Genomic DNA, 11,908 nt, shown 5'->3' on the forward strand with positions numbered 1-11,908 from the left:
CCCTACGCCGGCGGGTCGGGAAGAGGAAGCAAGGCCACCGCCTCGGCCTCGCAGAGCAGCTCGGGCCGGCACAGCGGCGCCTCCACCAGGGCGCACGGGAAGCCGTCGAAGCCGCGCTCGCGGCAGATGGCGCGCACCACCGCCGCGTCGCCGCGGCGCTTCAGGTAGACGACCCCGGCGTGCAGCGTCGCGAAGCTCGTGCCCTGACGCGCGAGCAGGGTGGCGATGTTGTGCAGCATGCGCTCGACCTGGGCCGCGACGTCGCCGACGTGCGCCGTCCGCCCGGCTTCGTCGATGCTGGCGGTCCCCGAGACGTGCAGCGCCACCTTGTTGGCGTCGCCCACCCGCAGGCCGCGCGAGAAATCGGCGCCGTAGCTCCAGGCCTCGTTGAGGGTCGGCGTCGACACGGCGGCGATGGCGAGCGGTCGGGTCGACTGCAGCGCCTGCAGGGTCAGCGAGACGTCGTGCGCGTCCGGCAGCGGCCCGCCCTGCACCCCGGTGCTGGCCGGCCGCACCTCGATGCCCTGGCGGCGGAAGAAGTCGCGCCGGGCGCGGTTGAGGGCGTCGTAGTCGCGGTCGATGTCGCGCAGGTGGATCCAGGTGCGGACGACGTCGCGGAACCCCATGCCGCCCTGCGCCAGCAGGCGCCCCGCCGCCTCGAACATCGCCGTCGCCTGCGCGTGGAGGTCGCCGCCGGCGCCGTAGAGGTTGCTCGAGCACAGCGCGGTCTGCGGGCCGAGACGGACGACGCGGGCCGCGCTGCGGGCGCAGCCGTCGCAGCCGCAGGCGGGCGCCGCCGCCACGTCGCGCACCGACCACGTCGCGCCATCGCGGGGGAGCAGCGCCGCCGCCGCCACCTCGAGCGCGCCGCCGGCGAGCGGCGGCTGCTCGATGACGACGGGCGGCGCGGCATCGGCGACCGGCCCGAGCGCCGCGAAGGCCCGCGCCCGCGCCGCCAGCGCCGGCGGCAGGTCGCGCCGGATGTCGCGCAGGAACAGCGTCTCGCTGGTCAGGGCGCGCAGCGGCACGCCCGCCCCGGCCAGGGCCTCCGCCAGCGCCCGGTAGGCGCTCTCGGCCTGCCGCAGTGGGTCGTCGCCGGCATCCGGCGGACGGCTGAGGATCGCCAGCTCGTCCGCCAGCGGGCCGGCGAAGCGGCGCAGCGAGAGCGAGACGGCGCGCGGGGGCGACACCGTCACCCCCGCGCCACGTGCGCGCCGCGGCGCGGGCGACCGCCCGCGCGCGGCGTCGACGCTAGCACCCGGTCGGTGCCGGGAAGATGATCGACGAGGTGAAGGTGTTGTCGCTGAAGCAGTTGTTCGTCCCACCCAGGGCCAACAGATCGGACGCGAAGAGCGCGAACGGACCGGGCGGCGGATTGCCGCCGTTGCCGGTCAGCGTGTTGCCGATGAAGCGGTTGTAGTCCGGCGCCGTGTCCGCGACCTGCGGCGGATTGATATCGCAATCGAAGCTCGTGCCGTCGACCGCGACGCAGTAGTCGATCATCGCGATGCCGAAGAAGTTGTTGTTCTCGACCAGGTTCTTGGTCACGTCCACGTGGTCGACGCCGAGCACCAGGATGCCGCCGCCGGCCGGCAGCGCCGCCGACATCGAGCCCGGCGGGGCGCTGTTGGGCGAGTTGTTGTTGTAGACGTGGTTGCCGCTGACCGTCCAGTAGCCGTTGTCGCTCAGAGGCTGCAGCGGCGGCAGGCCGGCCGCCGACGGATGGTAGAGGCCGATGCCGATGGTGTTGTCGTGGACGCTGTTCTTGAGGATCTTGATGTTCTTCGAGACCGTGACCTCCAGGCCGGTCGGGCTGGAGTGCAGCTCGTTCTTGATCACGCGCACGTTCTCGGACGCCTCGACCCACAGCGCGCTGTCCTCGGAGCCGTAGGAGACGTTCTTCTTCACCGAGCCGTTGGCCGACAACGTCGGCCAGATGCCGTTCTCGAGATTGTTGATCGACTCGTTGCCGATGAGCTTGAAGTTGTTCACGTGGCGCAGCCAGATGCCGTTCTTCTGGAAGCCCTCCACCGTGAAGCCCTTGATCAGCACCTTCTCGACATCCGGATCCCCGGGGTTGGCCGGCTCGATGAGTATGCCCTGCGTCTGCCCCGGCCCGGGAAGGATGCGCACCTTCACGCCCTTCTTGATCTTGCTCTTGGCGACCAGCTTGATCGACTTGGTGATGCGGATGGCCGCCGCCGACGAGCCGGCCGGCACGCCGACGTAGTCGCCCGGCATCACCTTCACGGTGTCGCCAGCCGCGGCGGCGTCGATCGCCGCCTGGATGGATTCGCCTTCCTTGACGGTGTGCGTCGCAGCCGCCGCGGCGCCCGGCATCGCGCCAACGTAGAACCCGACCGCAGCGACGATCGCGATCACCCATCGAACTGACATCATCTGGACTCCCCCCGCGCGCCACAGTCCGGCCGCGCACTACTGAACAGTCAGTCAGTAGTCAGCCGGCGGCGATAGAGTCAAGAAATTCCGTCGTCCGTCTCCATCGGGGAAGCGATGGGGCGGAGGGTTCATGCCGGCGGTGGACCTTTTTCGCCCCCTCGCGGTTGACTCGCCGGCGCCGGCCAGCGCACTTGGCGAGCCCATGGGCGGCTACCTCGTGGCTGATGCGGCGGCGGCCGGGCGGCGGACCTCATGAGCGAGGGCGCGCTCTCGCCGGCGACCCGCGAGGCGCTGCGGCGCGCCCTGCAGGCGATCGCCGCCGGCCAGCGCGCCGAGGCGGTGGCCGTCGCCCGCGCCCTGGCCGGCGACGCCGACCGCGGCGCGCTGCTGATCGGCGCCCGCCTGCTCTTCCTCCTGCGGCTCTACGACGAGGCCCTCGCGGCGCTGCGCCGCCGCCTCGCCGCCGACGACGGCGACCAGTTCGTCCGCCGCCTGCAGTTCGCCTGGTTGAAGCGCCTGCACTTCGAAGCCGACGCCGAAGCCGCCCTCGCCGCCTGGCTGCGCGATCACGGCGACCTGCACGCCCACAAGGCCGCGCTCGTCCACTACGAGACAACCGACCGGCCCGCCGCGGCGCTCCAGCACATGGACGCCACCCTCGATTCCGACCCCAGCGCGGCGGACCGCTATCGCGCCCAGGTGCGCCTGGCGGCGCGCGCGGGTGACGTCGCCGCCGCCCGCCGCGCCGCCGAGCAGGCGCTGCGCCGCGATCCGGATCGGTGGTTGGAGGTGGTCGAATCGCTGCTCCAGCTCGGCTGCTACGACGTGGTCGAGCAGGAGGCCGCCCGCCGCCGCCCGGCGCCGCCGGCGGAGGCCCTGCTCGCCGAGCTGGCGCTGTTTCGCGGCCGCTGGGACGACGCCTACGCCCAGGCCGCCGCCGCCCGGCAGCGGGATGGCGATTGCCAGCGGGCGCTGACGGTGATGGTCGCCGCCGCGCTCCTCGCCGGCGATCTCGAGCGCGCCGAGCGCGACCTGGCGCAGTGGCAGGGCGCCATCAGCCCCGCCCTCGGCTGCTGGCGGGCGGAGCTGTGGTTCCGCCGCGGCGACGCCCAGCGCGCCTTCGACGAGCTGTCGCGGGTCCAGAACGAAGTGGCGGACTACCTCGCCGCCAAGCTGATGTCGGTGGTGGTCAAAGGCGCGATCGCGCCCGAGCCGATGGCCACCTCGACCGTCTTCGACGGGCTGCTGGAAGGGCAGATGCAGGCGCTCGGCGTCGAGGTCGTCTGGGCGCAGGGCCGCATCAGCGGCGAGGCCCTGCAGGCGTGCGCGGCGCGGGGATTGGCGATCCTCGGCGGCAACCGGACGCCCTATCCCAGCATCGCCGGCGACGACGGCTCGCTGCGCCGCGTCCAGGTTCCGGCCAGTGTCCGGCACCGGGTGCGCGTCATCCAGCACCGCGCCCCCTGGCTCGGCCTGGACGAGACGCGCGCCGCGCTGCGCGCCGAGTTGGCGCGCATCGGGCCGCATCCGATCGCCGAGTGCTACGCCGCCGAGATCGACCTCTGGTCGGGCGATTACGCGGCGGCGCGGGCGGCGTTCGAGGACATCCTGCGGCGGGCGCCGCGCACCACCTGGGCGTGGATCGGCCTCGGCGCCAGCCTGGTCTGTCTCGGCGATCCGGCGAGCGGCCTGCGCACCCTCGATGAAGGCATCCGCACCATGGGCTGGCGCGGCGCGACCCTGCCGGTCTACCGCGGCGAGGCGCTCTTCCGCCTCGGCCAGCTCGACGAGGCGGCGGCGGAGCTCGACGAGGCGTGCGCGCGCCATCCCGGCCGGGTTGCCGCCTGGCTGCTGCGCCTGCTGGTCGCCGACGCGCGCGGCGACGGCACCGGCCGCGATGCCGCCTTCGCCCACCTCGACCTGGTGGCCGCGCCGCTGCTGGCCGACGCGGCGCGCGCCGCCGGGGTCGACGGCTGGTGGCCGCGTCCCGCCGCCGCCGCGGTCCAGGTCGCGGTCGCCACCCAGGCGCTGGCGGCGATGCGCGGCAACCGCTCCTCGAGCTGCGGGTTGTGGATGGCCCCCGGCGCCGCCACCGTGCGGGCGCTGGCGCCGCACCGCCCGACGTCGCCGCCGCAGTGGGAGCGGCAGGAGCAGCAGCGGCTGCTGGCCCTCTGCCGCGCCTGAGCGCGCGTCAGCCGCGGATCGGCGTCACCCCGCGCGAGCCGTGCGCCGCCACGTAGGCCGTGTGCAGGCCGAGGCAGCGGGGGCGCCAGTCGCAGGTGTCACAGGCGTCGACGAAGGCGCGGCCGGCGCGCAGGTCGGCGCCGACCCCTGGCGGCGCCTGCGCGGCGACCGCCGCCGGCTCGTCGACGGCGCAGGGGGTGAAGCCGCTGGTGCCGAGCACCCGCGCCTCGATGCCGGCGGCGGCGAGGGTACGCAGCGCCGCCGAGAGGTGGGGTCGCAGCTCGTCGAGCGGCACGATCGCCTCGCCGTAGGCGGCGCGGTCGCGGTAGCCGATCGGAAAGCTGTAGCTGACGTGGCTGATGCGCTGCCCGCCGCGGCGCAGCTCCTCGGCGACGAAGCGGGCGTGCGCCGCGAGGCCGGCGACGTTGCCGCGCTCGACGACGCAGTGCACGCCGACCCGCAGCCCAGCGGCGAGCGCCCGCTGGATGCCGTCGACGGTGCGCGCGAAGCCGCCGGGGCTGCGCGTCAGCGCGTCCGAGGCGCCGGCCTCGGCGGCGTGCAGCGACACGACGACGGTCTCCAGCCCCGCGGCCTGCAGCGCGTCGAGCACCCCGGGCTCGCCGAAGCGGACGGCGTTGGTCTCCAGCGTGACCGCGACCCCCGCCGCCCGCGCCCGCCGCAGCCACGCCGGCAGCAGCGGCTGCAACGTCGGCTCGCCGCCGCTGAGGATCAGGCCGCGCACGCCGAGGGCGCACAGCTCGTCGATCCAGCGGGTGAAGACGTCCTCCGGCGGCGCCGGCCAGTCGCGCCCCTGCCAGCACGGGCGGCAGTCCTGGTTGCAAGCGAATCCCAGCCACACGATGCCGACCGGATCGCCGGCGCCGTGGAAGACCATGCGGAAGTCCTCGTCGCGCACCGCCAGGAAGGGGCGGTAGCGGTCGAGCGCCGCCAGCAGCGCCGCCACCGCCGGCACCGGGCGCGGGCCGGACGGATCGCGCGCCGCCAGGCGGTCGCGCAGCGCGTGCAGCGCCGCCGCGTCGCGCGGATCGGCGAAGGGATCGCCGCCGTCGGCGCGATAGGAACAGGCGAGGTGCGCGGTGCGGCACCACGCCGGCCGCGTCGGGTCGGCGGCGGCGAAATCGAGCGTCGCGGCGCGGCCCGACGGCAGGCGCAGCTCGACCGCGCCGCGCCATTCGCCGGCGCCCGCCTCGGCCGGCCCGACCGTCGCCGTGCGCACCGCGTCGCCGCAATCGAGCAGCGCCAGCAGGCGGTCGCGCGCCGCCGCGGCGAGCGTCGCCACGAACGGCGACAGCGGCGACGACGCCGGCGCCGCCGCCTCGACCGCCGGCGCCGGCGCGGGCGCGCTCACCGCGATGCCGAGGGCGCGCCGCTTGCGCTCGAGCGCCGCCTGCAGCGCGGCGGCGCCGGCCAATCCGTTCTGCGCCTCGGCGAGCGCCAGGAGGCGCGGCGCCGGGATGCGCAGCGAGCCGCGGGCGACGACGTGGATGCGCGGCTGCGGCGAGTCGTTGACCACGTAGTGCGGCTTGGCGACGTTCATCAGCAGCGCCGTGCCGGGGCGGAACGGCGCCACCCGGGTGTACGGCGTGTCGGCGCCGTCCGCAGCGCAGTCGATCACCAGCCGGCAGTCGTCCGGCATGTTGAGCGCCACGTTGAGCGAACGCATCACCGGCGGGCCGACGCCGTCGACGTGCACGGCGATGCGCGCCCCCGGCAGCAGCATGAGGAACGAGACGGTGCGGCAGTGGTCGAAATCGAGCACCGCGTCGAGCAGCGCCATGGTCAGCGGGCAGCGGGCGGCGATCTCGGTGCGGCGGTAGCGCGACTGGTCCTCGAAGATGCCGGCGTCGTCGGCGGTGGTCGCGACGTGCGCCGGATCGCCGTCGAGGGCGTGCAGCGCCAGGCCGCGCCAGCCGGTGATGCCGTAGGTCGGATCGCTCTGGTAGGCGACGAAGCGGTCCTGCAGCGCCAGCGCCTCGGCGTACGCCGCCTGGTGATCGAAGCGCAGGCCGAGATCGATGTACGGCGTGAGATCGAGGTGCAGGTTGATCTCCGCCTCCGCGGCGCGCCCCGCCTCGGCGCTCGGCCCGGCGGCGTCGACGTCCCGCGGACCGTCGACCGCCGCCCAGGCGAAGCCGTCCTCGGCGGCGCGCACGGCGGCGAGCACGGCGCGGTACAGCGCCGCCGTCGCCGCCCCCGGCGCCTCGACCGCGAGGCCGACGGCGAAGCGCTCGGTGCGCCCCCACTTCGGCGGCGCGCCGTCCCGGGCGCGCAGGACCACCCGCGCCCGCTCGCCGGCCGGCCCGCGGTACAGCGCCGCGATCGACTCGTCCTGGATCACCGCGCGCGCCAACCGCCAGCCTCCGCCCAGGCCGTGCGGCGGATTCAGCATCCGCGACACCACCGCCTCCTGTCCGGGTGGAATCACCGTGCGCGCGCGCTGTGTCGGGCTTGACGCCATGATGCGACCGGCCGGCCAGCCGCAGGCTTACCAAGCGCGCCGCCGAGTTGAAACGACTTCCCGCCCGGCGGCGGGCGGCGCACGGTTTGCGTGTTGAAGCTCAGTGATTTTGTCCGCCTAAGGAACCTCTGCATAAGGCCGGGGCGTCATGTATAGTGCGCCGCAGCTGAGTGCGGAGGTGGTGTGGTGATGGAGAAGCAGCAAACGTTTGCGTCGGTGGCGTGGAGCCAGAAGGGCAAGGTGACGCGTCGCGAACGGTTCCTGGCGGAAATGGATGCCGTGGTGCCGTGGGCCGAGTTGCTGCGGGTGATTGCGCCGCACTACCCGAAGGCGGGCAACGGCCGGCAGCCCCTGGGGTTGAGAAAATGCTGCGGATTTACTTCGTCCAGCAGTGGTTCAACCTGTCGACCCGCAACAGAGGACTCCGCTGTACGACAGCGAGGTCGATCCGGCGCTTTGTGCGCATCGAGGTTGAGAAGATGTCGTCCCCGACGAAACGACGATTTTGCGTTTCCGCCACCTGCTGGAGAAGCAGGGCCTGACGGCGAAGCTCTTCGAGCTGGTGAAGGAGCTGCTGCAGGCGAAGCGGCTGTTGCTGAAGGCCGGCACCATTGTGGATGCGACGATCATCGCCGCGCCGAGTTCGACCAAAAGCGGACAAAGCGCGCGATCCCGAGATGAAAGCAGACGCGCAAGGGGAACCAGTGGCACTTCGGGATGAAGCTGCACATTGGGACCGATACGCGGGGCCCGCGTGACAGCGTGGTGGCCACCAATACGGCGACCGCGGACATCACGCATGGAGGAGCTGCTCCATGGCGAGAGAGCGCGGTGTACGGGGACAAGGCGTACTGGAAGGAAGCCGATCGCCAGGCGTTCGAGGCGGCCGGAGTGCGGTACCGCATGAATCGGCGTCAGCGGTCGTCAGCCGCTGAGCGAGCGGTGGCGCCAGATCAACCGGGGCGCGCTCGCGCATTCGCGCGCGCGGCGAACATCCGTTTCCCATCGTGAAGCGGCTGTGGTTCGCCAAGGTGCGCGCTACCGCGGCTTGCCAGACCTGGCGCGAGCGCAGACGATGTTCGCATTGGCGAATCTGTACAGTGTCCGTCATCACCTCCTGCCCGCGGGGGCGCGGTGCGCGCTGTGAATGGGCGAACGCGGACTGTGAACGCAATGCCACGAACCTCGACACTCCGGCGATACGCGGGCCCCCGGCAATTCCACCCGGCTGGCGGCGAATTCTCGCTCGTCGAGCCCTGCTGATGCCGGGAGCCGTCCAAGTTTTCACGATTTCATTCACTGACGGGACCTGTGCAGAGGTTCCCTAACTGCTCAGTGAAAATGTCCGCCCCTCCGCGGCAAAGAAGGAGGGATGGAGAGGATGAGCAAGCGGCAATGGAAGCGGCTGGACGCCGTGGAGCGGATCGAGCGAGGGGCGCTGACGGTGGGAGAAGCGGCAGAGGTGCTGGGACTGTCGAAGCGGCAGGTGCGACGGCTGCGGCGGGCGGTGGGGCGGCGTGGGGCGAAAGGAGTGCAGCACGGGAACACGGGGCGGGCGCCGAAGCACCGCTTGGGGGAAGCGGTGCGGGAGCAGATCCTGGAGCTGCGGCGCAAGAAGTACGACGGGTTCAACGACCAGCACTTCACCGAGAAGCTGGGGGACGTGGAAGGGGTCAAGGTCTCTCGGGCCAGCGATGCAGCGGCTGCTGCGCGGCGGCGGGCACGCCGCGCCGGCGGCGCGCCCGAAACACCGCCGGCGCCAGAGACCGCAAACCGCCAGGCGGGGTTGATGATCCTCTGGGACGGCAGCCGACACGAGTGGCTCGGGGGCGCGGGCCGATGCTGTGCCTGATGGGAGCGATCGATGACGCGACCGGCGAGCTGCTGCCTGGGGCGTCGTTCGTGGAGCAGGGAGTGCGCGGCAGGAGGGTACCTGCGGTGCTGCGAGCGATCGCGGAGGCGAAAGGACTTCCGTACAGCGCCTACGTGGATCGGCACGGAGCCTGAAGCGCAACGACGCGCACTGGACGCTGGAAGAGGAGTTACGCGGGGTCCAAGACCCGACGCAGGTGGGCCGGGCGCTCGCGGCCTTGGAGATTGAGGTGATCTACGCGCGCTGTCGCCGCAGGCGAGGGGCCGAGTGGAGCGGCTGTGGGGCACGCTGCAGGATCGGTTGCTCCGAACCGGTTGGTGGGGGCCACGACCGTGGAGGAGGCCAATGCCGTGCTGGAGGCCTTTCGGGCGGAGCACAACCAGCGGTTTGCCATTCCCCCGGCCGAGGCCACCCCGGCGTGGCGGCCGGTGCCGACGGGGACCGATCTGAGCCGGATCTGCAGCTTCCAGTACGAGGCGACCGTGCTGAACGACAACACCGTGCGGATCGGCGGCTGGTCCTCGACATCCCGCCCGGCCCGCGCAAGCGCAGTATATGCGAGACGCGCGTCGAGGTGCGCCAGCTCCTCGACGGCAGCTGGCGCGTCTACGGCGGCGACACGGTGATCGCCACGGCCGCCGCCACCTCGCCCGGCGCCCTCCGCACGCTCAAGCGCCGGCGGCGGCGGCCGCCGAGCGCCGCCTCGGTGGGGAAAACTCCAGTCGCCCTGCGGGCTCCTTCCGTTTCCCCCACCGACATGATCCCGTCACCACCACGATGAACCCCGGGGGGACGGAATCACTGAGCAGTTGAGGGCGGACAGAATCACTGAGCAGCGACAGCGGCGCACGGTTTGCGTCGCTTCTCCGCCGCCGGCTGTGCTACGCGTCGCAGTCGGAGGCGCCAGGCGTCGTGAGCGAACATAGCGGCCCGAGCGGTCTGCCCGCCGGACCGGCGTGGCCCGAGGACGATCGCGGCGACGGCGGCGGCCTGGACGGTTGGCGGATCGCCAGGGTGACCGGCTCGCTGCCGACCGCGGTCAGCTTCTGGCTCGAGCGCGACGACGGCGCGGCGCGCATCCAGATCGTGGTCAGCCAGCGCGGCGAGGGGCGCTGCCTGCAAGCGACGCCGCTCGGCGACGTGTCGTACCACCGCCTGGTCGGGCTCGACGAACGCGAGGCGGCCGAGATCACGCAGGCGTTCGCCGCGGCGGTGACCGCGAACGGCGTCCCGATCGCCCGCCACTTCCCGCATCTCGCGGCCGAAGCGGCGGCCGACGACGACGCGGCGCGGCTGCGCCTGGCGGCGCTCGTCGAGCCGGCGACGCGCCTGCTCGGCGGCCAGCACGAGGACTTCGCCACCCTGCCGGCGCAGCAGTTGCCGACGCTGCTCTACTTCGACCCGCCGGGGATCGCCGAGTTCCTCGCGCCGCAGCTCGTGGTCGACGGCCCGCCGCTGCTCGACTGGGTGTTCCGCGGCATCTACCTGCCGAGCGTGGCGCGCCGCAGCAGCGCCGACTTCGGCGCCTACATCCTCGAATTCACGCACCGGGAGCAGGAGCAGATCGCGCGCCTGGGGCTGCGCGTCGACGGCGACCAGTCGAAGGCCTTCGCCCGCTGCGGCCGGCTGTCGCTCGCCATCCTGCACGAGGGCGAGGTCGACGCGGTGCCGATGGAGATCGCCTCGCTGGCCTCGTGGGTGGCGGCGCTGCTGCGCCTCAAGTCGTCGGCCGCGCTGGCGATCCGCGTCCCCGGCCAGCTCGCCGAGGTGCGCGCCATCTCCCACCCGGCGCGCGCCGATACCCTGGAGACGCGCCGCGAGGCGGACGGCCGGGGCGGCGAGCAGGTGGTGGCCGCGGTGAGCGCGCCGCCGGCGCTCAACCTGGCGCTCGATCCCGATTGCGGCCAGCGCTGCGTCTTCTGCTCGGTGAAATCGTACGTCACCCCGACCGACGCCGGCGCGGTCGACGTCGACGACATCCGCGTGCAGTTGGAGAAGGCGCGCGATCAGGGCGTCCGCCAGGTGCGGCTCAACGGCATCGACCCGCTGCGCCACTCGCGCGTCCTCGACGTGCTGGAGCTGATCCGCACGATGGGGTTCAGCGACCTCGACGTCTTCTCGACCGGCCGCCGCCTCGCCGACGCGGACTTCCGCGGCCGCTTCCTCGCCGCCATGCCGACCCGCTTCACCATCTACGTGCCGCTGTACGGCGTCAGCCCGGCGGTGCACGACGCGGTGACCGGCACCCCCGGCGCGCACGCCGAGGTGCTGGCGGCGATCGCCGCGCTGCGCGCCGAAGCGCCGGCCGGGGCGCTGCGCATCAGCACCATCCTGGTGCGCCAGAACGCGGCCGAGATCGTGCCGCTCCTGCGCTGGCTGCGCGGCAACGGCCTCGGCGCGCACATCGGCGCCCACCTGCCCTACCCGATGCGGCCGACCACCCGCGATCCCTACATGGGGTCGGCGATGCGCGAGACGGAGCTGCTGGCGGACGTGCTGGCGGACGTGCAGGCGCTGCCGGCCGACGAACAGGCCTGGGCGCTGGCGGTGCTGGGCGGCGCCTTCCGCCACCCCTGCATCCGTTGGCAGGCCGAGCGCGCCTCGGCGCTGCCGGTGCTCGGCGCCGCCTTCCCGGAGCGCGCCTTCCCGCTCGCCGGCACCGAGTATCGGAGCGACGCCTTCATGCACGCCAGCGGCACCAGCGGCGAGGCGGAGGCGTTCTCGGTGGCGGTGGTCGAGTGCCCGCACGCCGCGACCTGCGCCCTGGCGCCGGTCTGCCCGCGCGAGCACTACGCCGCCTACGCGCAACACTTCGGCCTGGACGAATTCCGCGCCGTCACCCCGGCCGATCTCTACACGGCGCGGCCGGTCGGCCCGGGGCTGCGCCGGCTGGCGGCGAAGGGGCGCCAGGTCGGCGCCGACGTGTGGGGCCGCGTCCGGGCGTGGACGGCGCGGCCGTAGCCGCTCCCCCT

At 73.3% G+C, this 11,908-nt stretch carries 8 protein-coding genes and 1 pseudogene; 6 read left to right on the forward strand and 3 right to left on the reverse strand.

The genetic code is table 11. The features are described from left to right. Positions 1-2: 2 nt before the first annotated feature. Together KF840_05215 and KF840_05220 are read right to left on the reverse strand one after the other, a co-directional pair. Positions 3-1,196 carry a hypothetical protein gene (locus KF840_05215; protein MBX3024295.1) on the reverse strand — a complete coding sequence of 398 codons (1,194 nt, stop codon included), beginning with the start codon at positions 1,194-1,196 and terminating at the stop codon, positions 3-5. Positions 1,197-1,251: 55 nt separating this feature from the next. After that, positions 1,252-2,400: a right-handed parallel beta-helix repeat-containing protein gene (locus tag KF840_05220; GenBank protein ID MBX3024296.1), complete on the reverse strand. Its 1,149-nt coding sequence runs from the start codon at positions 2,398-2,400 to the stop codon at positions 1,252-1,254. Positions 2,401-2,652: 252 nt separating this feature from the next. Between KF840_05220 and KF840_05225 the strand changes: the two genes are divergently transcribed. Continuing rightward, positions 2,653-4,584 carry a tetratricopeptide repeat protein gene (locus KF840_05225; GenBank protein ID MBX3024297.1) on the forward strand — a complete coding sequence of 644 codons (1,932 nt, stop codon included), beginning with the start codon at positions 2,653-2,655 and terminating at the stop codon, positions 4,582-4,584. A gap of 7 nt (positions 4,585-4,591) precedes the next feature. Here the strand turns inward: KF840_05225 and KF840_05230 are convergent, their stop codons facing one another. Then, positions 4,592-7,003, reverse strand: a complete 2,412-nt coding sequence (locus tag KF840_05230; protein ID MBX3024298.1) for a radical SAM protein — start codon at positions 7,001-7,003, stop codon at positions 4,592-4,594. A gap of 249 nt (positions 7,004-7,252) precedes the next feature. On the opposite strand from KF840_05230, the pseudogene KF840_05235 reads away from it, so the two are divergent. The 5 genes and pseudogenes from KF840_05235 to KF840_05255 all read left to right on the forward strand — a co-directional run bounded on the left by KF840_05235 (position 7,253) and on the right by KF840_05255 (position 11,897). After that, a pseudogene (locus tag KF840_05235) lies at positions 7,253-8,210 on the forward strand (IS5 family transposase). Positions 8,211-8,444: 234 nt separating this feature from the next. Further along, positions 8,445-8,915, forward strand: coding sequence for a helix-turn-helix domain-containing protein (locus tag KF840_05240; protein ID MBX3024299.1), 471 nt, complete (start codon positions 8,445-8,447; stop codon positions 8,913-8,915). After that, entirely contained in the window at positions 8,915-9,070 is a 156-nt protein-coding gene (locus tag KF840_05245) for a hypothetical protein (GenBank protein MBX3024300.1), read from the forward strand. The genes KF840_05240 and KF840_05245 overlap by 1 nt, the downstream gene beginning before the upstream one ends. 440 nt (positions 9,071-9,510) lie before the next feature. Next, the gene (locus KF840_05250) at positions 9,511-9,717 is read left to right on the forward strand and encodes a hypothetical protein (protein MBX3024301.1); all 207 of its coding nucleotides are present in this window, start codon (positions 9,511-9,513) and stop codon (positions 9,715-9,717) included. Between the two features lie 131 nt (positions 9,718-9,848). Then, entirely contained in the window at positions 9,849-11,897 is a 2,049-nt protein-coding gene (locus KF840_05255; GenBank protein MBX3024302.1) for a hypothetical protein, read from the forward strand. Positions 11,898-11,908: the final 11 nt, after the last annotated feature.

The sequence above is a fragment of the bacterium genome, assembly GCA_019637795.1.
Lineage (GTDB): Bacteria > Desulfobacterota > Binatia > HRBIN30 > CADEER01 > JAHBUY01.